General features: G+C 45.7%; 20 protein-coding genes. 15 read left to right on the top strand and 5 right to left on the bottom strand.

What is annotated here, in order from left to right:
* The first annotated feature begins 22 nt into the window (after positions 1–22).
* Genes dcd through A7sIIA15_RS06880 form a run of 3 tightly spaced genes read left to right on the top strand, consistent with a single transcriptional unit; the run spans position 23 to position 2,092 of the window.
* On the top strand, positions 23–601 hold the full coding sequence (gene dcd / locus A7sIIA15_RS06890) for a dCTP deaminase (protein ID WP_095657841.1): 579 nt from the start codon (positions 23–25) through the stop codon (positions 599–601).
* 43 nt (positions 602–644) lie between these two features.
* Positions 645–1,196, top strand: coding sequence for a LemA family protein (locus tag A7sIIA15_RS06885; protein WP_095686388.1), 552 nt, complete (start codon positions 645–647; stop codon positions 1,194–1,196).
* Positions 1,196–2,092 (top strand): M48 family metalloprotease, encoded by an 897-nt coding sequence (locus A7sIIA15_RS06880; RefSeq protein WP_095686387.1) that lies wholly within the window; start codon positions 1,196–1,198, stop codon positions 2,090–2,092. Before A7sIIA15_RS06885 ends, A7sIIA15_RS06880 begins: the two co-directional genes overlap by 1 nt.
* Here A7sIIA15_RS06880 and A7sIIA15_RS06875 read toward each other — a convergent pair.
* On the bottom strand, positions 2,089–4,131 hold the full coding sequence (locus A7sIIA15_RS06875; RefSeq protein ID WP_095686386.1) for a heterodisulfide reductase-related iron-sulfur binding cluster: 2,043 nt from the start codon (positions 4,129–4,131) through the stop codon (positions 2,089–2,091). The two genes, A7sIIA15_RS06880 and A7sIIA15_RS06875, sit on opposite strands and share 4 nt — an antisense overlap.
* 159 nt (positions 4,132–4,290) lie before the next feature.
* Here A7sIIA15_RS06875 and dnaK point away from each other — a divergent pair, with 159 nt between their 5' ends.
* Genes dnaK through A7sIIA15_RS06855 form a run of 4 tightly spaced genes read left to right on the top strand, consistent with a single transcriptional unit; the run spans position 4,291 to position 7,909 of the window.
* Positions 4,291–6,114, top strand: a complete 1,824-nt coding sequence (gene dnaK, locus A7sIIA15_RS06870) for a molecular chaperone DnaK (protein ID WP_095686385.1) — start codon at positions 4,291–4,293, stop codon at positions 6,112–6,114.
* On the top strand, positions 6,111–6,593 hold the full coding sequence (grpE, locus tag A7sIIA15_RS06865) for a nucleotide exchange factor GrpE (protein ID WP_095686384.1): 483 nt from the start codon (positions 6,111–6,113) through the stop codon (positions 6,591–6,593). The genes dnaK and grpE overlap by 4 nt, the downstream gene beginning before the upstream one ends.
* Before the next feature lie 6 nt (positions 6,594–6,599).
* On the top strand, positions 6,600–7,523 hold the full coding sequence (locus tag A7sIIA15_RS06860; RefSeq protein WP_095686383.1) for a DnaJ C-terminal domain-containing protein: 924 nt from the start codon (positions 6,600–6,602) through the stop codon (positions 7,521–7,523).
* Positions 7,520–7,909, top strand: coding sequence for a heat shock protein transcriptional repressor HspR (locus A7sIIA15_RS06855; RefSeq protein WP_095686382.1), 390 nt, complete (start codon positions 7,520–7,522; stop codon positions 7,907–7,909). The genes A7sIIA15_RS06860 and A7sIIA15_RS06855 overlap by 4 nt, the downstream gene beginning before the upstream one ends.
* Here the strand turns inward: A7sIIA15_RS06855 and A7sIIA15_RS06850 are convergent, their stop codons facing one another.
* The 3 genes from A7sIIA15_RS06850 to A7sIIA15_RS06840 all read right to left on the bottom strand — a co-directional run bounded on the left by A7sIIA15_RS06850 (position 7,910) and on the right by A7sIIA15_RS06840 (position 10,804).
* Positions 7,910–9,148, bottom strand: coding sequence for a DUF1501 domain-containing protein (locus A7sIIA15_RS06850; RefSeq protein WP_095686381.1), 1,239 nt, complete (start codon positions 9,146–9,148; stop codon positions 7,910–7,912).
* A gap of 8 nt (positions 9,149–9,156) precedes the next feature.
* Positions 9,157–10,455, bottom strand: a complete 1,299-nt coding sequence (locus A7sIIA15_RS06845) for a DUF1800 domain-containing protein (protein WP_095686380.1) — start codon at positions 10,453–10,455, stop codon at positions 9,157–9,159.
* Between the two features lie 100 nt (positions 10,456–10,555).
* Entirely contained in the window at positions 10,556–10,804 is a 249-nt protein-coding gene (locus A7sIIA15_RS06840) for a hypothetical protein (protein WP_190279138.1), read from the bottom strand.
* Between the two features lie 57 nt (positions 10,805–10,861).
* On the opposite strand from A7sIIA15_RS06840, the gene pyrE reads away from it, so the two are divergent.
* Entirely contained in the window at positions 10,862–11,395 is a 534-nt protein-coding gene (gene pyrE, locus A7sIIA15_RS06835) for an orotate phosphoribosyltransferase (RefSeq protein WP_018225547.1), read from the top strand.
* 3 nt (positions 11,396–11,398) lie between these two features.
* Here the strand turns inward: pyrE and A7sIIA15_RS06830 are convergent, their stop codons facing one another.
* Positions 11,399–12,037, bottom strand: a complete 639-nt coding sequence (locus A7sIIA15_RS06830; protein ID WP_095686378.1) for a DedA family protein — start codon at positions 12,035–12,037, stop codon at positions 11,399–11,401.
* A gap of 180 nt (positions 12,038–12,217) precedes the next feature.
* Between A7sIIA15_RS06830 and A7sIIA15_RS06825 the strand changes: the two genes are divergently transcribed.
* The 7 genes from A7sIIA15_RS06825 to A7sIIA15_RS06795 all read left to right on the top strand — a co-directional run bounded on the left by A7sIIA15_RS06825 (position 12,218) and on the right by A7sIIA15_RS06795 (position 22,595).
* Positions 12,218–13,534, top strand: a complete 1,317-nt coding sequence (locus A7sIIA15_RS06825; protein WP_095686377.1) for an ABC transporter substrate-binding protein — start codon at positions 12,218–12,220, stop codon at positions 13,532–13,534.
* 105 nt (positions 13,535–13,639) lie between these two features.
* The gene (locus A7sIIA15_RS06820) at positions 13,640–14,620 is read left to right on the top strand and encodes a carbohydrate ABC transporter permease (protein ID WP_095686376.1); all 981 of its coding nucleotides are present in this window, start codon (positions 13,640–13,642) and stop codon (positions 14,618–14,620) included.
* Positions 14,617–15,540 (top strand): carbohydrate ABC transporter permease, encoded by a 924-nt coding sequence (locus A7sIIA15_RS06815; RefSeq protein WP_095686375.1) that lies wholly within the window; start codon positions 14,617–14,619, stop codon positions 15,538–15,540. The genes A7sIIA15_RS06820 and A7sIIA15_RS06815 overlap by 4 nt, the downstream gene beginning before the upstream one ends.
* A 179-nt stretch (positions 15,541–15,719) precedes the next feature.
* The gene (locus A7sIIA15_RS06810; RefSeq protein WP_095686374.1) at positions 15,720–18,002 is read left to right on the top strand and encodes a sodium-translocating pyrophosphatase; all 2,283 of its coding nucleotides are present in this window, start codon (positions 15,720–15,722) and stop codon (positions 18,000–18,002) included.
* Between the two features lie 27 nt (positions 18,003–18,029).
* Positions 18,030–20,798 (top strand): type I DNA topoisomerase, encoded by a 2,769-nt coding sequence (gene topA, locus A7sIIA15_RS06805; protein ID WP_095686373.1) that lies wholly within the window; start codon positions 18,030–18,032, stop codon positions 20,796–20,798.
* 103 nt (positions 20,799–20,901) lie between these two features.
* On the top strand, positions 20,902–21,333 hold the full coding sequence (locus A7sIIA15_RS06800) for a WxcM-like domain-containing protein (protein ID WP_095686372.1): 432 nt from the start codon (positions 20,902–20,904) through the stop codon (positions 21,331–21,333).
* Positions 21,333–22,595 (top strand): class I SAM-dependent methyltransferase, encoded by a 1,263-nt coding sequence (locus tag A7sIIA15_RS06795; RefSeq protein WP_095686371.1) that lies wholly within the window; start codon positions 21,333–21,335, stop codon positions 22,593–22,595. The genes A7sIIA15_RS06800 and A7sIIA15_RS06795 overlap by 1 nt, the downstream gene beginning before the upstream one ends.
* Position 22,596: the final 1 nt, after the last annotated feature.

Below are 22,596 nucleotides of genomic sequence, written 5' to 3'. Positions count from 1 at the left end.
TAATCCAAGATAGGGTCAGCGCGTGCTACTCAGTGATCGCGACATCCTCGCCGAAATCAAAGCCGGCCGAGTCGCCTGCGAACCATTCCATGAGGCAATGATTCAGCCCTCATCGGTCGATGTTCGCCTCGATAAATACTTTCGCGTCTTTGAAAACCATAAATACAGCGTTATTGATCCATCGATAGAGCAATCAGAGCTCACCCGTGAAGTAATCGCCGAAGGCGATGAAGCTTTCATCCTGCACCCAGGTGAGTTTGTTTTAGCCAGCACCTATGAAGTGATTACTTTGCCCGATGACATTGCTGGGCGCTTAGAAGGTAAATCTTCACTGGGTCGCCTAGGTCTTCTAACTCACTCCACCGCAGGTTTTATTGATCCAGGCTTTAGTGGTCACATCACTCTAGAGCTTTCCAATGTTGCCAACCTGCCAGTCAAACTCTTTCCAGGAATGAAGATTGGGCAATTGTGCTTAATCAAACTTTCATCCCCTGCCGAGCATCCATACGGCAGTGAGAAGTATGGCTCTCGCTACCAAGGTCAGCGTGGCCCAACGGCTTCACGCTCGTTTTTGAACTTCCATAAATCAAAGATCGACTAAAAACTTAAGGAATGAATCTGCCTAAAAGGGGGTTTAATTAGGTATGGAAATAATCATTGTTCTCGGTGTCATCGCTCTAGTCGTCCTATTTTTTGTTGCTCAATACAACCGCCTCATTCGCCTCAACATCTCAGTTGATGAAGCATGGGCACAAATCGAAGTTCAATTAAAGCGCCGTGCTGATCTGATCCCTAACCTTGTTGAAACAGTTAAAGGATATGCAGCCCATGAACAATCTACTTTTGATGCAGTCGTTACAGCACGTGCCAAGGCAACAACTGCCAGCACAGTTGCAGACACAGCCGCAGCTGATGGAATGCTCACACAAGCACTTCGTGGATTACTTGCAGTTGCTGAGGCTTACCCTGATCTAAAGGCATCAGCTAACTTCATCTCACTTCAAGAAGAGTTAGCAACAACAGAGAACAAAGTTGCCTTCTCTCGTCAGTTCTATAACGACAATGTGAGAGAACTCAACACTGCAGTGAAGACCGTGCCAACTAACTTCTTTGCAGGTTTTGCAAAGGTTACTGAGCGCGAATTCTATGAAGTTGAAGATCCACAAGATCGCAAAGCTCCAAGCGTTAAGTTTTAATGAACTTTAGAACCCAACAAGCGGCTAATCGCCGCAAGACAATCGTCCTGCTCATAGGTATGGGCGTGCTGGTGTGGCTTGTGGCGCTCGCTGCTCTTACTTACTTTGGGCAATCAACTACTTCAATTGTTCCACTTGCAGTTGGTATTGCCTTGGTTTCAGTGTGGGGTTCTTACTACGGTTCAGACAAATTAGTTTTAACCATGACTGGTGCAAAGTTAATTCAAGAATCAGATAACCCAAAGTTATTTGGTTTAATTCAAGAGATTACTATTGCTAGCGGCCTACCTATGCCAAAGGTGGCAATAGTTATTGATAGTGCGCCAAACGCCTTTGCAACTGGTCGAAATCAAGACCACGCACTTATAGCTTTCACAACAGGCATTTTAGATGTCATGGATCGTGATCAACTGCAAGGCGTTATTGCTCATGAATTAGCCCACGTTGCTAATCGCGACACTTTGGTATCAGCAGTTGCAGCAACTACAGCAGGTGCTATTGCAATCTTGAGTGACATGTTGATGCGCATGATGTGGTTTGGTGGCGGCAGAGACCGTGACCGCAGTGGTGGCAACCCATTACTTCTAGTTTTCTCACTTCTTATTCTTATCTTGGCACCAATTGCTGCAGTGCTTTTAAAATCTGCTATTTCACGCAAGCGTGAATCACTTGCTGATGCAACTGCGGTTGCTTTCACAAGAAATCCTGCAGGGCTGCGCAGTGCGTTGGAAGTATTAGAACGAGATTCAACAGTTGTGCATCAGAAATCAAACTCAATTGCACATATTTGGATTGAATCACCATTGGATGCAAAAGCTGTCTCTAAGATGTTTTCAACTCATCCACCTATTGCAGAGCGCATTGCAGTTCTCAAAGCTATGGAGTCTTTGAACTAGCCTTTCACTGAGCGCAAGAGAACTTGTGCCACGTCTAGAACCTCCATGGATGACTCACGTGCGCTCATTCCATCGGTAGTCATAACGCGACAGAAAGGACAGGCAACAGCTAACTCTTCAGCTCCTGTTCCGATCGCTTCATCAACGCGGTTTAAGTTAATGCGCGTTCCAATTTTCTCTTCCATCCACATACGTCCACCACCAGCACCGCAACAGAATGAGCGCTCTTTATTACGAGGCATTTCAGTTAACTGCGCACCGGTTGCTTCAAGGATTTCACGTGGTGGTTGATAAATCTCATTATGACGACCTAGGTAGCAAGGGTCGTGATAGGTCATCGCAGTGTGGCTCATCTTCACTGGTAGTAGTTTCTTTTCACGAATTAACTGATTAAGTAGTTGGGTGTGGTGAACCATCTCTAATTCAAAACCACTCTGTGCGTAATCGCGACCAATTGTTGTGAAGCAATGTGGGCAGGTAACAACAACTTTCTTCTTACCCTTTGGGCGATCAGCAAATACCTCTTTAAAAGTTTCAATGTTTTCAGCTGCCATGATTTGATACAAGAACTCATTACCAGCACGACGTGCTGGATCTCCTGTGCAGGTCTCTTTCTTTCCAAGCACTGCAAACTCAACGCCAGCCATATAGAGAAGTTCAGCAACTGCCTTTGTGGTTTTGCGAGCACGTTCATCATATGCACCGGCGCAACCAACCCAGAACAAGTATTCAACTTCATCAGGCAGCACACCTTCAACTACCTTGATTGGGAAATCGCACTCAGCAATCCATGCTTCACGATCATTTTTGTTAGCACCCCATGGGTTACCGGATTGTTCTAGGTTACGGAAAGTCCCACCGAGTTCTGCAGGGAAATCTGATTCCACCATTACTTGATAGCGGCGCATGTTAACGATGTGATCGATATGTTCGATATCTACGGGACACTCATTCACACAGGCACCACATGATGTACAAGACCACAAGATATCTGAAGTAATAGCTGCGTTTTCGCCCACCATTGCTTCAGTTTCAACGGTCTTAGCAAAGGCATGATCGCGCATAGCCATGATTAAAAGCTTTGGTGATAGTGGTTTTTCAGTGTGCCAAGCAGGGCACTGTGACTGACAGCGACCGCACTCAGTACATGAAGTCATATCCAACAAACCCTTCCAGGTTATGTCGGCGCGAGTACCAAGACCAAAGACGTCATCATCTTTTGGATCTTCAAAGTTAACAACTTCACCATGTGAGAGCATTTCAGGAAGTGGACCAAGTGATGACTTTCCATCTGCGTTTCTGCGGTAGAAGATATTGAAAGGTGCCAAGAAGCGGTGCCAAGCAACACCCATTGTTAGATTTGATGCAATAACAATGAACCAAGCCATGGAACCAACAATTTTGATTGCTGCAACTAATTGAATAGTTGAGGTGAGCTGCGCCAGCGTCCATGACTTAAACATGTCAGCAATAAACCAGGTTGTAACAAAGTGGCGGTTCCAGGCAGTCTCATCAGAGAGTGCGCCTTCTAATCCGCGCAGCGCAATAACACAGAAAACAATAAGCAAGATTGTGAACTCAACGTAGTAAGCCTTTGCCATTCCACTGCCATAGAAGCGTGAGCGCTTATTGCGAAGACGTGTTACTTGGCGAATTCCAATTAATGTAACAATTCCAATTCCTGTTGCCCACGCAATGAGCTCAGTGAAGTATTCATAAACCCAGAAGTGACCAATAACTGGAAGTGCAAAGTAGGGATCAATGAGTTGACCGTAAGCGGTGATGAGAGTTCCAAATAAAGAGAAGAAACCAATCATGACAAACCAGTGCGCAAAACCAACAACAGTGAAATTAAACATCTTGGTGTGACCAAAGATTTCGCGCAAAGCCATGCGAAGACGTGTGCCCTTGTCGTTGCCACGTGTGGGATCTGCTGCACCCTTTTTATAGATCGCTAATAACGTGCGAACGCGCACGGTTAGAAGGATGAGGGCAAAGATAGTTATCCCGTAGGAGATCGCAGCAAGGGTCAGGTTCATGGAGGTAAGGGTAGGGAATAAAGCACCAACGTTGCCTGTTATCTGGAGTAGCAAACCTGAGTCGCATCGACTCAACCTTTTGTGTAGGATGGGCTCAGGTTTCAAGCACTCCTCGACCCTAAATCAGGCTCGAGCGTCACTAAAAGGAGCACTACTTACATGGCTAGAGCAGTTGGAATCGACCTAGGTACAACAAATTCTTGCGTATCGGTCTTGGAAGGTGGAGAACCCACCGTTATCGCCAACGCTGAAGGCGCCCGCACGACCCCGTCGATCGTCGCCTTCGCTAAAAATGGCGAAGTACTTGTTGGTGAAGTGGCTAAGCGCCAGTCAGTAACAAATGTTGATCGCACCATTCGTTCGGTTAAGCGTCACATGGGTACGAGCTGGAACGTCGATATCGACGGAAAGAAATACACACCACAAGAAATTTCAGCACGTGTTTTGCAAAAGCTAAAGCGCGATGCAGAGTCATACCTTGGTGAAACTGTCACTGATGCAGTTATTACAGTTCCTGCATACTTCAATGACGCACAGCGCCAAGCCACAAAAGAAGCTGGCGAAATCGCTGGTCTTAATGTTTTGCGCATTATCAATGAGCCAACTGCAGCAGCGCTCGCATACGGTCTTGATAAGGCAGATAAAGAACAGACAATTCTTGTTTTCGACTTAGGTGGTGGAACATTTGACGTTTCACTTCTTGAAATCGGTGACGGTGTTGTTGAAGTTAAAGCAACCAATGGTGATAACAACCTCGGTGGCGATGACTGGGATCAAGCTCTCGTTGATCACCTAGTAACTACTTTTGGTTCACAAAATGGAATTGATTTAACAAAAGATAAGATGGCGATGCAACGTATTCGTGAAGCTGCTGAAAAGGCAAAGATCGAACTTTCCTCATCACAATCTGCATCAATTAACCTGCCATACATCACAGTTGATGCTGAAAAGAATCCACTATTCCTTGATGAAACAATCACACGTGCTCAGTTCCAGCAGTTAACTGCTGCGTTACTAGAGCGTTGCAAGAAGCCTTTCCAGGCAGTTCTAAAGGATGCTGGTATTCCAATCAACAAGATTGAATCAGTTGTATTAGTTGGTGGATCTACACGTATGCCAGCTGTTGTGGAACTTGTTAAAGAGCTAACAGGCGGAAAAGAGCCTAATAAGGGCGTAAATCCTGATGAAGTTGTGGCCGTTGGCGCATCACTTCAAGCTGGTGTTCTTAAGGGTGAAGTAAAGGATGTTCTCCTACTGGATGTAACACCACTATCACTTGGTATTGAAACCAAGGGTGGCGTTATGACCAAGTTGATTGAGCGCAACACAACTATTCCTACAAAGCGCTCTGAAGTATTTACAACTGCTGATGATAATCAGCCAGCTGTGCAGATTCAGGCATACCAAGGTGAGCGCGAAATGGCTGCTTATAACAAAAAGCTTGGGATGTTTGAACTCACAGGTTTGCCACCAGCACCACGTGGCATCCCACAAATTGAAGTTACCTTCGACATCGACGCAAACGGAATCGTTCACGTTTCTGCAAAGGATCTTGGAACTGGAAAAGAACAGAGCATGACCATTACTGGTGGCTCCGCACTTTCTAAGGAAGAGATTGAGCGCATGATGGCCGATGCTGAATCACACGCTGAAGAAGATCGTCAGCGCAAGGAAGAAGCAGAGATTCGCAACGCTGGAGATTCACTTCTCTACTCAACTGAAAAGTTCATCAAAGATAATGAAGAAAAACTGTCTACAGGTGATGCACTTGAAAAGAAGAGCGAGACTGAAGCAGCACTCGAAGAGTTAAAGACTGCTCTCGGTGGTTCAAATTACGAAATGATTAAGTCAGCAACTGAAAAGGTTGCAACTGTTAGCCAAGCTCTAGGTGCTGCACTATATGCAGGCGCTGCAGCTGAAGGTGAAAGTGCACCTGCCGAAGATGGCGTTGAAGATGCTGAAGTAGTTGAGGAAGGCAAGTGAGCGAAGAAACATCGCTTACCGAAGAATCAGTAGTTGAAGATGTGGCACCGGATCAGGAAACTGATCCGGTAGCTACGTTAACTAGTGATTTACAACGACTTCAGGCTGAATATGCCAACTACCGCAAGCGCGTTGAGCGTGATCGTTCCCTTGCTCACGAAATGGCTATCGGTGCGGTTTTAACTGAACTTCTGGCGCTGCTTGATGATGTCGATCGCGCAGAATCACATGGTGAGCTAACTGGTGGCTTTAAAGCAGTTGCCGATCAACTCAACACCATTGTTTCTCGCATTGGTCTAGAGAAATACGGCACCGACGGTGAAGTATTTGATCCACAGATCCATGAAGCTCTCATGCATGACACATCTGCAGATGTGGCAGTACCGACTGCTTCAAAGATTTTGCAGCCTGGATATAAATACAAAGAGCGCATTTTGCGCCCAGCACGTGTTTCTGTAACAGATCCAGCAGGAGAGTAATTACACATGGCAGCCAAAGATCTCTACGAAAAGGATTTCTATAAAGTCCTTGGCGTTGATAAGAAGGCTGCTGCCGATGAAATCAAACGCAAGTATCGCGGTCTCGTAAAAGATCTACACCCTGATACAAATCACGGAGATTCTGCAAAGGAAGAAAAGTTCAAAGCAGTATCAGAGGCATATGAAATTCTCTCAGATCCAAAAAAGCGCGCTGAATATGATGAAGCCCGTTCCTTATTTGAACGCGGTGGATTTCGTGCACCAGGTGGTGGAGGAAACTTTCAGGGTGGAGATTTCTCAGACATCTTTGGCGGAGGTAACCCGCAAGATATTTTTGCAAATCTCTTTGGTGGCGGTGGCCGTCGTGGTCCACGTAAAGGTCAAGATCTACAAACCGAGGCAACAATTACTTTCCGTGAATCAGTCTTTGGTACTAATTTAGATTTACGTCTAGGAACAGATAGAGGCGCAGCACAAAACATTACTGCGCGTGTTCCTGCCGGAGTAAATGATGGTGCCAAGATTCGCGTGAAAGGCAAAGGAGCACCGGGAGAAGCTGGCCCAGGTGACTTATTCATCCTCTTACACGTTAAGCCCCACCCAATTTTTTCTCGCAAAGCTGAGAACTTAACTATCACTTTGCCCATTACTTTCACCGAAGCAGCCCTAGGTGCTGATGTGAAAGTGCCAGTGATGAGCGGTGAAGAAGTAACTGTGCGCATTGCACCAGGTACTCCTAACGGTCGCACGCTTCGCGTGAAGGGCCGTGGAATAACAAAAGGCTCACATGTTGGAGATCTACTTGTAACCGTGGATGTTCAAGTGCCACAACGCGTAGATGGCAAGGCGTTAGAGGCGCTAAAAACATTTGCTGTGGAAACTGCTGGCGAAGATGTTCGCGCTGAATTAGCTGCAAAGGCAAAACAATGAGTGATGAATTAAAGAACGAAGTTCCAGCAGATGATGCTGCGGTTTATGTCATCTCTGTAGCTGCAGAGATCTCAGGATTGCATCCACAGACTTTGCGCCAATATGACAAGTTAGGTTTAGTTTCACCTTCTCGCACAGAAGGTCGCAACCGTCGTTACTCATTGCGTGACATTGCACTATTGCGTGCAGTCCAAAAACTTGTGGGCGAAGGAATCAATCACGCAGGCATTAGGCGCATCATTGAACTTGAATCAGCTATGGCAAATATGGCAATTGAGGTTGCGCAGTTGCGAATTGAAGTTGATGCATTAGTTGAAGCCAATCCACCTAAAGGCCTTGCACGACGTTCTCGCAGCGAAGTTATTGTTTATAAGCAAGATAAGTGATTAAACAGCCTTCATAAACTTTGTTCGCCCAGCCCACTTACCTAAGGCTTGCTCTGCAGGTGATTTCAGAACTGATTCTAAAATAGTTGCATAAACATCTCTAAAGTCAGTTGTTACAGCCAGATCTCCATCAATTAACTTAGTCAATGATGGCTGGTCGCCATAAAAGCCGCCATTTACTTTCTCGCCAATAACAAACATTGGACCAGAGGTTCCATGGTCTGTGCCCTGGGAGGCATTTCCCTTAACACGGCGACCAAACTCGCTATAAACCACAACGGTCACATCATTTGATCGAGTAGTTGATTTAAGTTGGCTCATAAAACGAGTGATTCCAGAAGAAACTACGCCAAGTAGTGCAGCTTGGGCATTTGCTTCATTAGCGTGGGTATCAAAGCCACCGAGTGAGACTGACCAAACCTTTGTTGGTGATCCTGCTGCAATGAGCTTTGCAACAACATCTAATTGCTGTGAAAGATTGCTATCGCCTCCTGCGTTTCCACCGTTTACGGTTGGAAGATCAACGGCAACAGGTGCTGGTGATTTTAAAACTGGCTGGATTGAAGTGGAGACTGAGAAAAGATTGCGCATAGATGTTGCAGCCGCTGCCATTAACTTTGAATCAGCGCGTGCTGGTTTTGAGAGTTGAATACATTGGGAAGCAAATGTTCCCTTGGGAATTACTAATCCCCCTAAAGGCAATGCAGATCCAGAGATTCTATTTCCAGCAAGCATGGGTGGTAGAACTGAACCCAATGAGATCGCAAGCATAGGATCTTCTGGTTGTGAATCTAACCAGCGCCCAAGCCAGCCACTATTAATGTGTTTTTCTGGTGAAGCGGTTTGCCATTTAGCCATAGAAGAGAAATGTGAACGATCAGGTTTTGGATATCCAACCCCACGGATTATCGCTACTTTCTTTTGATCCCATAGTGATTTAATCCCACTCATTGAAGGGTTGAGCGCAAGTTCAGCATCAAGTGGCAACATTGTTTCTGCTTTGTATGAAATTTCAGGACGGGCTGAGAAGTAAACCGGATCCTTATAAGGAATAACTGTGTTTAATCCATCATTGCCGCCATAGAGAGTCACAAGAACGAGAATTGGTGTTCCCGCAGCAAGTGGGCGGTTAATTGCAGCTTCAGCAATTTCATCAAGAGTAAGAAAGTTTGCTGCAGCACCAACTGCTACGGCACCTGTTGTGAGTTTAAGAAACTTACGTCTTGATATCGTGTCCATGGCTACTCCTAAGCGCTCACTATGTATTCAGGGCTGCACAATGCAAGTAATGCAAACTGTGCCGGATTATCTAAAGCAGTTCGAAGAGCAGATTGGGTTCGCGCGCTCCATTCAGGAACACCGAGCCAATCAGCACTCTTTAAAACCCGTGCATCTCTTGGAATTTGTTGCAACGCCGACAAACTGCTTTGTTTAATTAACCATTCAGCAAAGGCCAAGCGGTATTGAGCTGTTGCAGAAGATAACCAGGCCTCACCTGCTGGCCATCCACCAACGTTGGGTGGGTTAAATGGAACTTGTCCTAACTTATCGAGGTGATTATTTAATTGCCCTGGAGTTTTTAATGCAGATGGGGTTAGTTCAAGTGCTCGGCAAGCAGATATGAACCATTCAACAGGGGATTTAACCATTGCAAACTTTTCATTACTCATAGAAGGATCTGTGGCCATCACTTGAATCGTTGCGGCCATGTCTCGTGTGGCAAAAGCGTTCTTGGCTTTAAAGGATGCTGGCATAACTTCAGTACTTGAGATGAATCGATACCACAGCCGTTCAGCGATGAAAGTTGCACAATCATCTCGCCCAACAAGGAAATCAGATAGTGAATCGCCAGTAAAAGATGCGGTAGTGCCCAATAAAGTAACGGGCTTAGTGTCTCGTCGGCTTGGATTTATTGAGACTAAACCACTACTGCGCTCGACTTGATAACCAGTTAAAACCCGTGAAATAGCCTTCACATCATCTTCGCTATATCTATTCACACCAAGGACAAAGAGCTCCATCAACTCTCGCCCTAAGTTCTCATTAGGCGCTTTAGCTGTGTTGTCTTGACCATCCAACCAAAACTGGAGCGCTCCATCATTGAGCATTGCTTTGGTCATTGAATTGAAATTACCGAGTGCATGCGTGCGAAAAAGCTGATTTTGTTTATACATAGGAAGTGCGTAGTTAAGTTTTTGAATTGATGTGGCCCAGTGACCATGCCAAAACCAGACCATTCGCTCTGTTAGTCCATGATCACTCAACGCCATCATGTCTAACCACCACAAACCCATTTGTTGTGTCTGATTACGCATTGCAAGTGCAAAAGGAACGACCTCAGGAGTATTTTCTTTAGGACGCTTTCCTAAATCAGTGATCTCAGGAAGTGCAACAGGAGTACTTGTTGTTAATGCAGCTGGCACAGTAGTTAAACGAGTGCGCGTAATTTGAACACCATCTTTTAGCGCTTGGGCATATTCACCAGGTCTTGGGCCAAAACCAAAGCGGTGAAATAGCCGCGAGGTCTCAAGGCGCTTGATATTCATGAGAGGACTGTAGGCGGAGAAAGTGAACAAAGTAAGTCAAATAGAAGAACCCACATGAAACTCGAAGCCAAAGAGAGGAACTCACATGAAGTTCGAAGCTTTACTTCTTTTTCTTTACTGCCTTCTTCTTAACTGCCTTTTTCTTTGCAACCTTCTTCACCACACGCTTCTTCACCGCTTTTTTGCGGGTAAGCGGCACTTCTTCAGAGATACTCAAGGTTGCAACAAATGCCTCTAGGACTGCAGCTTCTTTGCGAAGTGAAGCAATAGTTTTATTGAGTGCACGCTTGGTGGCAGCAGCTTTTTTAACAGGCTTCTTGCGCCCTGCTGCCTTTTTCTTAGTTGCCATAGTGGTCCAAACAATACCTGCGCTGGGAGCAAAGCCCAAGATAGTAGGCTCACCCGTATGAATTCACGCGATGCCCTCAAAGATCAGATCGTTAAAAAGGCTGTTGTCCACGGCAAAGTTATTTTGTCATCAGGCAAAGAAGCTGATTATTACGTGGATTTACGCCGTGTGACCCTAGATCATGAAGCTGCTCCCCTTGTTGGTGAAGTAATGCTGGAGCTGACAAAAGATTTAGATTATGAAGCAGTGGGTGGTTTAACACTTGGAGCAGACCCAGTTGCAACTGCGATGATGCATGTGGCAGCAAGTAAGGGCAAAAAGATTGATTCATTTGTTGTGCGCAAGGCGGAAAAAGCACATGGTCTGCAACGTCGCATTGAAGGCCCTGATGTTAAAGGCAAGCGAGTTCTTGCAGTTGAAGACACTTCAACAACGGGTGGTTCTGTATTAACGGCCGTTGAGGCTTTGATTGAAGCGGGCGCAATTGTTGTTGGTGTTGCAGTAATTGTTGAACGCGGAGCAGAACCAAAAATTACGCAAGCAGGTTATGAATACCGCGCTGCTTATCAATTAGCAGATTTAGGTTTATAGAACTTACTTGTGATGCTTGCGAGTTTGCCACTCGCGAAATATCTCAGGAACCATTGGTATCAATGTAACCAGAACAACCAGTCCGGTCACACCAACTATTAGATAATTACCAGATCCACTGAGAGCATCACCTAGGAAGTAACCAATACCCATAGCAACCTGAGTCCAGATAATTGCACCGATTGCATTCCATGTGGAAAATACTTTTCGCTCTAATTGGACAACACCGCACACAGGGTTAATCAATGTTCTGGCAAAAGGAATAAAGCGCCCAAATACCAAAGCCTTACGTGGACCGTATTTAAGTAACCACTTTTCGATGGTGGCAACCATTTTTTGATTAAAGAATCTGCTCTCTGGTCGATCAAAGAACTTTCTTCCATAGGTTTTACCAAACCAGTAACCGACTTCGCCGCCAACAATTGCGGCAACGGGTGCTAGTAAAAACAAAAGCGGCGTTGAAAGCTTTGCATCACCTAAAATTTCGGCCCCTGAAGCAGATGCGGCAATGCCGGCCAAGAAGACAACTTCTCCTCCAGGAAAGACCAGGCCGATCAAAAGGCCGGTCTCCATAAAGATGATGCCGAGTACGCCGATCAAGCCCAGCGTTGAGACAACCGAGTTGGCATCGAGAAGGTTCATGCAAGGCAGGCTACCTCACACGCTCACCCCATATGAGGAGTTAGTTATCAAATTGTTGTATTTACACGCCTGCTTGCATGTGCTTTGCCTTGCCTGGATTCACGCCTGACACAAGAATTAGCCCACCACGGGATGCGGGTTTCACAGTGGGCCCGGACCGTTGACCCCCTAAGGACAAAAATGAAAAGAAAAGGTTTAGTAGCGCTCGTTGGCGCAGCTGCTCTTTCTCTCGTAGCGTCATTGGTTACAACAACTTCAGCATCTGCTGCAGTTAACTGTGATCCATACACAGGCTACGCAAAGATGAAGGGCAAGACAGTAACAATCTTTACATCAATTCTAGAACCAGAATTAACAACACTTAATACAGCAATGAGCGATTTCCAAGCTTGTACTGGAATTAAGATCAAGATTGAAGGATCAAACCAGTTCGAAGCTCTCCTACCTGTTCGTGTTAAGGGTGGAAATGCTCCAGATCTAGCGTGGATCCCACAACCAGGTCTTCTTGCAAAGCTTGTTGAGACTGGCAAAGTTGTTCCAGCTCCAGCAGCAGTAGTTAAGAACGTTGACAAGTACTGGTCAAAGTCATGGAAGGCATACGGAACTGTTAAGGGTAAGTTCTATGCAGCTCCATTTGGATCAAACATGAAGTCACTTGTTTGGTACTCACCAAAGCAATTTAAGGCAGCTGGTTACTCAGTTCCAACAACTTGGGCTGCAATGACAGCACTTGCAGACAAGATGGCAGCAGATGGAAAGACAGCATTCTGCGGTGGTCTAGGTTCTGGTGGAGCAACAGGTTGGCCAGCAACTGACTGGGTAGAGCAGATTGTTCTACGCGATCACGGTTCAGCTGTATACAACGGTTGGGTTAACCACACAGTTAAGTTCTCAGATCCACGCATCGTTTCTTCAATGGAAAAGGTTGCAGCTTGGATGCAGAATCCAAAGTGGGTTGGCAACGTTAAGGGAATCGCAACAACCTCATTCCAGGATGCAGGTCGCGGAATTCCTGATGGTAAGTGCATGATGCTTCAGCAAGCATCTTTCTACGGAAACATCATTGCTGAATCAGGCGCAACAATCTCACCAACAGGTGATGCATTTGCGTTCTACCTACCAGCTACAAACTCAAAGGTAACTGTTCCTGTTGTTGGTGGAGGCGAGTTCACAGCTGCTTTCGCTAAGCGCGCAGAGGTAGTTGCTGTACAGGCTTACCTATCATCAGCAACATTTGCTACATCTCGCGTACAGCTAGATAACTGGATCTCTGCTAACAGCGGTGTTCCTCTAGCTGCATACAAGAACCAGGTAGACAAGCTTTCAGCTACATACCTAGCGAATCCAAAGTCAACATTTGGATTCGATGCTTCTGACTTAATGCCAGCAGCAGTCGGTGCAGGATCAGAATGGCGTGAGTTCACTGCATGGTTCGGTGAAGGCAAGTCAATCGCTGATGTTGTAAAGGCAATTGACGCTTCTTGGCCAAAGAGCTAATACAGCGCAATAAGTAGTAAACGAAGGAGGCCACCTTTACGGGTGGCCTCCTTCGCACTTATTATTCACTTCCCCCAAGCGATTAAAGAAAGGTGAAAAAGAATTATGTCTGAGTTCGTCTCAACAACTATTCCTAAGTTCACCTCAGTCTTTACTGCAATCGCCTTTTTCTTTATTGTGCTGGGAGTTTTATTTGCAATCGCCGGCCGCGCTAATGGCAAGAAAGCGCGCCCCATTGCACTCGTTATCTTTTTAGCACCAGCTCTCGTTTTACTTGTTGCCGGCTTAATCATCCCGGCCATTCGCACGTTCCTCTTTAGTTTTATGAATCCAGATTCAAATGAGTGGATTGGTTTTGAGAATTACTACTGGATGACACAAGATCCCAACATCAGAACAATCATGGTTAACACCATCTTGTGGATCCTCGTAGTCCCTATTTTCACCGCAGCCCTTGGTCTATTGCTAGCAATCATGCTCGATCGCATTAAGCATGAATCAATCCCTAAATCCTTACTTTTCATGCCGATGGCTATCTCATTTGTTGGCGCTTCAATCATCTTTAAATTTGTCTATGAATACAACGAACCAGATGATGTTCAGATAGGCCTGCTCAGCGCGATCGTGAAATTCCTAGGCGCAACACCTAGTGACTGGATGCTCTCTAAGCCACTCAACACATTCCTATTGATGATTATTTATGTGTGGACCCAAATGGGATTTGGAATGGTTATTTTATCTGCAGCTATCAAGGCAGTTCCTGCAGATATCGTTGAAGCATCAGCTCTAGATGGTGCTCATGGCTGGCGCTTGTTTAGAAACATCACTTTCCCAATGATTAAGGGAACTTTCATCGTGGTTCTGGCAACAGGTGTTGTTGGCGCTCTTAAGGTCTTTGACATTGTTCGCACAATGACTGGCGGAAACTTCAGCACTAACGTGCTTGCAAATGAGATGTATTCACAGGTCTTCGTTCAATTTGATACAGGCAAGGGCTCTGCTCTAGCCATTGTCTTATTCCTTCTTGTGACACCAATTTTGGTTTATAACATCCGCTCACTACGGATGGAGCGTGCTCACGCATGAGTAATCTAAAGATCGCTAACCACAACCCTGGCCGCAAGCTGTTCTCCAGCAAGATTGCAACGGTGGTTGTGTGGGTAACAACAGTCATTTGGACTGTTCCAACTCTTGGCTTACTTGTTACCTCATTTAAAGAGGATAAAGATATTGTCAATGAACCATGGTGGGTCTCACTCTTTAACCCTAACTTCACTCTAAGTAGTTATAAAGGCGTTCTCTTTGGCGGTGACTCAGAGTCACTAAGCAATGGTGTCTTGCCATACTTTATTAACTCCATAGTTATTACTTTGCCAGCCACGATTTTCCCAATCGTTATTGCAACGATGGCCGCATATGCCCTTGCCTGGATCCGCTTTAGAGGCTCAGACTTTATTTTCTTCTTTATCTTTGCACTTCAAATCGTTCCACTACAGATGTCTTTGATTCCACTCCTTCTTCTTTTCACAGGCGGCGCTCACATTGGTTCTGTCACAATCTTCCCGGCCCTAGGTCTTGCTGGTGACTTTGCAGGTATTTGGTTGCCTCACACAATGTTTGCACTCCCTCTTGCTATCTACTTACTCCACAACTTCATCGCATCCCTTCCACGCGATCTGATGGAAGCAGCACACGTTGATGGCGCAAACCACTTCAAGGTGTTCCGCATGATTGTTTTGCCACTCTCTATTCCTGGCATTGCAGCAATTGCGATTTTCCAGTTCTTGTGGGTGTGGAATGACTTGCTCGTTGCACTCACATTTGCTTCCGGCACAGAGGAAGTAGCACCAATTAACAGCAAGCTGGCATCCCTCGTTGGTCAGTATGGCTCTGGTTACACACAGCTATCAGCTGGTGCGTTCATCACCATTGCTATTCCACTCATCGTCTTCTTCTCGTTACAGCGCTACTTCGTGCGCGGCCTGCTGGCGGGTAGCGTTAAATAGCCAATCTGGCTTTTGCCCAAAGACCACCCCTTGAACCCGGTGAGCCGGGGAGTTAGGCCCAAAGTGGTGCAATAGATATGTATGGATTTGCCCCAAAGAGGGTCTTCTGACCTACACTTCCGTAGTCTCGCGCCTGACCTTCGTTTTAGGGCGCCTGTAACTCCAATGGAGGAGAACCTATGAGTGCTTCAAGCACCGTATCGCTAGTCCAAGTAACCGGATCAAACCTGACATATGCCTACATCGTTCTAGGAATCTCTCTAGGCGCGCTCGCCATTGCCTATGCACTACGTGCACAGATTCTTGCAGCTAGCGATGGAACTCCCAAGATGCGCGAAATCGCTGAAGCGGTTCAAGAAGGCGCAGCGGCATTTCTCTCTCGTCAGTTCCGCACCCTTTCCTACTTCGTAGGAATCGTCTTTGTTCTTCTCTTTGCACTACCTGGTGCAACTGAGATCCGTGTTGGACGTTCAATCTTCTTCTTACTAGGTGCAGTCTTTTCTGCTCTCGTGGGTTACAACGGTATGTGGCTTGCAGTTCGTGCAAACGTGCGCGTTGCAGATGCTGCACGTAATAAGGATGGCGAAAAGGCTGTTCAAATTGCTTTCCGCACAGGCGGCGTTGTTGGTATGACAACTGTGGGTCTTGGACTCATCGGTGCATCACTTGTAGTAATTATCTACCGCCAAGATGCACCAGCAGTACTTGAAGGCTTTGGTTTCGGTGCAGCGATGCTCGCGATGTTTATGCGCGTGGGTGGCGGAATCTTTACAAAGGCAGCAGATGTTGGTGCTGACCTAGTTGGTAAAGTTGAAAAGAATATTCCTGAAGATGACCCACGTAACGCAGCAACTATTGCTGACAACGTCGGCGATAACGTGGGTGACTGTGCTGGTATGGCTGCAGACCTATTCGAGTCATACGCTGTAACTCTCGTTGCCGCGCTCATTCTTGGTAAGGCAGCTTTCGGTGATGCAGGCCTTATCTATCCATTGATCGTTCCTGCAATCGGAACAGTCACAGCAGTTATTGGTATTTTCTTAACGAAACTACGCAGCACAGATAAGTCAGCGATGACAGCTATTAACCGCTCATTCTTCTTATCAGCGCTGATCTCTGCAGGTCTAACAGCTCTAGCAACATTTACTTACCTACCATCTGATTTCAAACTGATGACTGGTCTATCACCTGAGGCAGTAGCAGAGGCTGGAAATACAAACCCACGCGTTCTAGCAATTGGCGCAGTATTAATCGGTATTTCACTTGCTGCAGCTATTCAGGTATTAACTGGCTACTTCACAGAAACTGGCAAGCGTCCAGTTAATGATGTTGCAGCTTCATCTGAGACAGGCGCGGCAACAGTGCTTTTGGCCGGTATTTCAGTTGGTTTTGAATCAGCTGTTTACTCAGCAATGCTTATCGCAGCTGCAGTATTTGGTGCTTTCTTGCTCGGTGGTGGAAGCATTGTTCTCTCACTTCTTGCTATCGCACTTGCTGGCACAGGACTTCTCACAACTGTGGGAGTAATCGTTGCGATGGACACATTTGGTCCAATCTCAGATAACGCTCAAGGCATTGCAGAAATGTCAGGGGACGTTGAAGGAGAAGGCGCAAAGATCCTTACTTCACTCGATGCTGTTGGTAACACAACTAAGGCGATCACTAAGGGAATTGCAATTGCAACAGCTGTTCTTGCTGCAACTGCTCTCTTTGGTGCCTTCACAGATGCCATCAAGCAGGCAGTAGTTGATGCTGGTAAGAACGCAGCAGAACTTGCAACTCAATACCAAGGCATCCTCGATGTTGCTAACCCACGTAACCTGGTTGGTTTGATCATCGGCGCAGCCGTTGTGTTCTTATTCTCTGGTCTTGCAATCAATGCAGTATCACGTGCAGCAGGCGCGGTTGTAGTTGAAGTGCGCAAGCAGTTCATCGAGCACCCAGGAATCATGAAGGGGACAGAAAAGCCTGACTATGGTCGTGTAGTTGATATCTGTACTCGCGATTCACTACGTGAACTTGTCACACCAGGATTACTGGCAGTAATGGCACCAATCGCAGTTGGTTTTGGTTTAGGTGTTGGACCTCTTGGTGCATACCTAGCCGGTGCTATTGGCACAGGAACTCTTATGGCTGTATTTCTTTCTAACTCAGGCGGTGCTTGGGATAATGCAAAGAAGATGGTTGAAGATGGACATCACGGTGGAAAGAACTCTGATGCACACGCTGCAACAATTGTTGGTGACACTGTGGGAGATCCATTTAAGGACACTGCAGGCCCAGCTATTAACCCATTGATTAAGGTGATGAACCTTGTTGGACTACTTATTACTCCAGCAATCGTTTCATTGGCCCTTGGCGGCAGCCAAACAATCTCCACAGCAATTGGCATCGGTGCAACCCTTGTCATCATTGCTGCGTTGATTCGTAACCGTCGTCAAGCAACATCAATCCTTAACTAGTCACACACACTTTCCCCAAAGGACTACATGGCTAAAGAAAAGGCTGCGCTTATAAAGCTTGTGATTGTTGAATCACCAGCTAAAGCGCGCAAAATTGGCGGATACCTCGGCGATGACTATGTCGTCGAGGCCTCCGTCGGCCATATCCGTGACTTGCCCCAGCGCGCAGCTGATATTCCTAAGGAATACAAGAAGATTGCTTGGGCTAAAGAGGGCGTTGATATTGAAAACGACTTTGCCCCGCTTTATGTCATTAACCCAGATAAAAAAGCCAAGGTGGCAGAGCTAAAAGAGTTAATGAAAAACGCTGAAGAATTAATCCTTGCAACAGATGAAGACAGAGAAGGCGAGGCAATCGCCTGGCACTTAGTAGAGACTTTGCAACCAAAGATTCCTATTAAGCGCATGGTCTTTAATGAGATTACAAAAGAGGCGATATTAGAAGCAGTCTCAAACACCAGAGATCTTGATTATCACTTAATCGATGCTCAAGAAACACGCAGAGTATTAGACCGACTCTTTGGTTACAGACTCTCACCAGTGCTGTGGAAAAAAGTTATGCCACGCATTTCAGCTGGGCGCGTGCAATCAGTTGCCACACGTTTGATTGTTGAAAAAGAGCGTGAGCGTATGGCATTTATTTCTAGTGCCTGGTGGGACTTAGCTGCAGTTACTGCGCTGGGCTTTAACGCGCGCTTGTTAGAAGTAGATGGCAAGAAGGTGGCAGCAACATCTGACTTTGGCGCAGATGGGGCCGTAAAGGAAAAATCTCTTGCAAATATCTTGTTATTAGATGAAGCAGGGGCACGCGGCTTAGTTGAATCACTTAAGTCTTCTTCCCTAACCGTTAAATCAATGGAGGAAAGCCCACGTACTGAGCGTCCAAAGCCTCCTTTTACGACATCCACCATGCAACAAGATGCTGGAAGTCGTTTGGGCTGGGGCGCACAGATCACTATGCGTATTGCGCAGCGCCTGTATGAAAACGGCTACATCACTTACATGCGCACCGACAGCGTTAATCTTTCACAACAAGCAATTGATGCTGCGCGCAAGGCAGCTAAAGCGCTCTATGGCGCTGACCACGTTGCAGATTCACCACGTGCATACACCGGCAAAACAAAGAATGCACAAGAGGCACATGAGGCAATCCGCCCAGCAGGTGAGACATTTAAAACTCCAGGAGAGTTAGCACCAGAGCTTTCTAGAGATGAATTTGCTCTCTATGACCTGATCTGGAAGCGCACGGTTGCATCCCAAATGGCTGATGCTAAAAAGATGCAGATGCGTGTTGATTTTGATGCAACGACAAATGATCACAAAGCAACAATCTTTCGCGCTAACGGATCTGTTATTACTTTCCCAGGCTTTCTAGCAGCCTATGACGACATAGTCAGTGATGAGAACAAAGATGAAGAGAGCGCCGATAAGCGCTTACCTGCAATGACACTTGGCCAAAGTGTGAAAGTAGATGAATACACCTGTGAGGGCCATGAAACAAAACCACCGGCTCGTTACACAGAACCAACTCTTGTTAAAAAGCTAGAAGAGCTAGGTATTGGTCGTCCTTCAACTTTTGCATCAATTATTCAAACTATCCAAGATCGCGGTTATGTCTATAAGCGCGGACGCGCATTAGTTCCAACGTTTTTAGCCTTTTCTGTCACGGGCCTACTTGAAACACACTTCACAAAACTTGTTGATTATGAGTTCACGGCCAGCATGGAAGAAGATCTAGACAAGATTGCAGGAGGAGAAGCTAGCCGCAGTGATTGGCTAAGAGATTTCTTCTATGGCGTTGATGGACAACCAGGACTCAATGAATTATCAGCTGATTTAGGCGTAATTGATGCCCGTGCTACTAACACAATGAATCTATCCCCCGAGATAGAAATCCGAGTGGGACGTTATGGGGCATACCTGCAACAGAACCTGCCAGGAGAAGAGCGCAAGCTTGCAAACATCCCAGAATCCCTCGCTCCAGATGAGCTAACTCTTGCAAAGGCAATTGAATTACTTGAGGCACCGTCAGGTGAGCGCGAATTAGGAATTGATCCTGCTACAAACCTTCCCATCATTGCTAAGAGTGGTCGCTTTGGTCCTTACATCACAGAAGTTCTACCAGAGGTTCCTGTAGAACTAACAGCGTCAGGAAAGAAGAAGAAAAAGAAAGCAGATGCACCAAAGGCAAAAACTGCCAGCCTTCTTTCCACAATGACTCTCGACACCGTTACCTATGAAGATGCGCTAAGACTTCTTTCTCTTCCCAGAACTCTTGGAACAAATGCTGCAGGTGATGACATCACTGTGCAAAACGGAAGATATGGACCATATCTAAAGGCCGGTGTTGATTCACGCACGCTCACATCTGAAGAGCAGTTGTTCACAATGACACTCGATGAAGCGCTAGAGATTTATTCAAAGCCAAAGGAGCGCAGACGCGGTGTGGCAAAGCCACCAGTGAAAGAGCTTGGTATTGATCCAACAACGCAAAAGCCTTTGATTGTTAAAGATGGTCGCTTTGGTATGTATGTAACCGATGGTGAAACTAATGCAACACTGCGCCGAGGAGATACTGCAGAAGGAATGACGTTAGAGCGTGGACTAGAACTCCTTGCAGGACGCCGTGCATGGGAAGCAGAGAACGGACCATCACCTAAGAAGAGTAGAAAGAAAGCTGCAGCTAAAGCTAAGAAGGGTGATACTGCGCCGACTCTTACAAAGAATGTTGTTAAAAAGGCAGGAGCAAAGAAGGCAGCAAAGAAAGCTGCAACAGGTAAGGCTAATAATGCCTAGGCATGAGTAAAAAAGAGATTTAAGCGATGCCTGCAGGCAAAAGCGGGTTGGCCTAAGTTAGAATCCACCAGATAAACAAACAAAACCTAGAGAATGAGTAGTGATGCGGATCCCTAAAGAACTCAGTGAGCTATTCCAAGAGAAACATTTCGCTAATTACCCATTCGTTGAGGTTCCACAAAGTTTTAGTGATGAGCGTGGCAGTATTGAAAACATTGCAGACGGAAATTTGGGTGATGTAGCAATTATTAAATCTGTCGCTGGCGCAATTAGAGCAAATCATGTTCACAAAGATGATTGGCACTTAAGTTATATGGTTCAGGGCTCGATGAACTACTTTTGGAAGGATGAAGAGGGTAAAGAGAAAATTGTTGAGGTAAAAAGCGGGCAAATGGTTTATTCACCTCCAGAAACCCCCCACAAAATGTTGTTTCTAGAAGCCTCATCATTTATTGCTATTGCGGCAAAAAATCGTTCTTCCGAGAATTACGAGTCAGATACAACGCGTCTACCGGAAGACTACTTCTCTAGTTAATGAAAAACTATCGAGAGCTAACTTGCTGCCGCATTTGCGAAGGTAATTTTTATCCAGAGGCGATCAGACTAAAAGATTCGCCTTTAGCAAATGAGTTATACCTCTCCAAAGAAGAAGCTTTGAATGCAGATTTGTTTCCATTAGAGGTAGTGGAGTGCGAATCTTGCAAACACATACAGTTAAAACACATAGTCGATCCAGAGCGGCTTTTCTCGAATTATGTGTATGCATCTGGAACGTCTAAAACATTTCGTGACCATTTTACAAAATTGGCTAAGAAGCTATCAGATGTAGTACCTAGTGGATTAGTGCTTGAAGTGGGTTCAAATGATGGAACCCTTTTAGAAGCACTCACAACTCATGGCATGCGTGCTATTGGAGTCGAGCCATCTCAACAGTTGGCCGAGATAAGCAAAGGAAAGTGCGAAGCGGTTTATACAAATTTTTTGGATAGACAGTTATCTGATTTTTTAGTTAATGAGTATGGTGATTTTGATTTTGTGGTTGGAAACAATGTATTTGCACACATAGACGACTTGGTTGGTGCATTTAAAATTGCCCAAACTATTCTTAAGCAAGGTGGCTACTTGGTTTTTGAAGTTGCTCATGCGCTTAAATTGGTTGAGCACCAATTATTCGACACCATCTATCATGAACACATGTCCTACCACACGGTAATTTCATTAGATATTTTCATCCGCAAACTTGGTTTTAATCTCACTGATGTGGAAGAGATTGAAATGCACGGTGGAAGTATCAGAGTTACGTGTCAAAAGAGTGCCTCTCAAAGCGAGATGTTGCCGGAAGTTAAAGAGATTTTTCGCCGCGAAGTCTTAGCTGGTCTAGATAGTTCTGATTGGATGAAGAAATTCAATACACACTTGGAGCAGTTATCACTTGAGACTAAGACCGCTATTCAAGCAGAGCCTATAAGCACTACTTGGTTTGGTTATGGTGCACCGGCTAAGGCTGTTACGTTCATCAATCAATTCGATTTAGACCAAATTGGTTTAATCGGAATTATTGATGATAATCCAGGCAAGCAAGGCAAATTTTTGCCAAGAAGTGGCATTAAGGTAGTTTCGCATGCTGAAATGGAGTCGGATTTGATTCCACGACTAAAGCCAATAAACCTGAATTGTGTGATATTTCCTTGGAACCTGTCAGCGGAGATTGCTTCGAAACTAGCAGGATTTTCCAAGTATGCTTTAAAGGTGATTTGGTTTTTGCCAAAATACAAGGAAGTGGGGCCTCAAAAGTGAA

It is taken from the genome of Candidatus Planktophila vernalis (assembly GCF_002288185.1).
GTDB lineage: Bacteria > Actinomycetota > Actinomycetes > Nanopelagicales > Nanopelagicaceae > Planktophila > Planktophila vernalis.
This window is presented reverse-complemented; position numbering and strand designations above follow the sequence as displayed.

Excerpts from the sequence above, each read along its gene's own strand:
- A7sIIA15_RS06885 (WP_095686388.1), top strand. The coding sequence starts at position 645 with ATGGAAATAATCATTGTTCTCGGTGTCATCGCTCTAGTCGTCCTATTT.
- A7sIIA15_RS06880 (WP_095686387.1), top strand. The coding sequence starts at position 1,196 with ATGAACTTTAGAACCCAACAAGCGGCTAATCGCCGCAAGACAATCGTC.
- A7sIIA15_RS06875 (WP_095686386.1), bottom strand. The coding sequence starts at position 4,131 with ATGAACCTGACCCTTGCTGCGATCTCCTACGGGATAACTATCTTTGCC.
- dnaK (WP_095686385.1), top strand. The coding sequence starts at position 4,291 with ATGGCTAGAGCAGTTGGAATCGACCTAGGTACAACAAATTCTTGCGTA.
- A7sIIA15_RS06860 (WP_095686383.1), top strand. The coding sequence starts at position 6,600 with ATGGCAGCCAAAGATCTCTACGAAAAGGATTTCTATAAAGTCCTTGGC.
- A7sIIA15_RS06855 (WP_095686382.1), top strand. The coding sequence starts at position 7,520 with ATGAGTGATGAATTAAAGAACGAAGTTCCAGCAGATGATGCTGCGGTT.
- A7sIIA15_RS06850 (WP_095686381.1), bottom strand. The coding sequence starts at position 9,148 with ATGGACACGATATCAAGACGTAAGTTTCTTAAACTCACAACAGGTGCC.
- A7sIIA15_RS06845 (WP_095686380.1), bottom strand. The coding sequence starts at position 10,455 with ATGAATATCAAGCGCCTTGAGACCTCGCGGCTATTTCACCGCTTTGGT.
- A7sIIA15_RS06840 (WP_190279138.1), bottom strand. The coding sequence starts at position 10,804 with ATGGCAACTAAGAAAAAGGCAGCAGGGCGCAAGAAGCCTGTTAAAAAA.
- pyrE (WP_018225547.1), top strand. The coding sequence starts at position 10,862 with ATGAATTCACGCGATGCCCTCAAAGATCAGATCGTTAAAAAGGCTGTT.
- A7sIIA15_RS06830 (WP_095686378.1), bottom strand. The coding sequence starts at position 12,037 with ATGAACCTTCTCGATGCCAACTCGGTTGTCTCAACGCTGGGCTTGATC.
- A7sIIA15_RS06825 (WP_095686377.1), top strand. The coding sequence starts at position 12,218 with ATGAAAAGAAAAGGTTTAGTAGCGCTCGTTGGCGCAGCTGCTCTTTCT.
- A7sIIA15_RS06820 (WP_095686376.1), top strand. The coding sequence starts at position 13,640 with ATGTCTGAGTTCGTCTCAACAACTATTCCTAAGTTCACCTCAGTCTTT.
- A7sIIA15_RS06815 (WP_095686375.1), top strand. The coding sequence starts at position 14,617 with ATGAGTAATCTAAAGATCGCTAACCACAACCCTGGCCGCAAGCTGTTC.
- A7sIIA15_RS06810 (WP_095686374.1), top strand. The coding sequence starts at position 15,720 with ATGAGTGCTTCAAGCACCGTATCGCTAGTCCAAGTAACCGGATCAAAC.
- topA (WP_095686373.1), top strand. The coding sequence starts at position 18,030 with ATGGCTAAAGAAAAGGCTGCGCTTATAAAGCTTGTGATTGTTGAATCA.
- A7sIIA15_RS06800 (WP_095686372.1), top strand. The coding sequence starts at position 20,902 with ATGCGGATCCCTAAAGAACTCAGTGAGCTATTCCAAGAGAAACATTTC.
- A7sIIA15_RS06795 (WP_095686371.1), top strand. The coding sequence starts at position 21,333 with ATGAAAAACTATCGAGAGCTAACTTGCTGCCGCATTTGCGAAGGTAAT.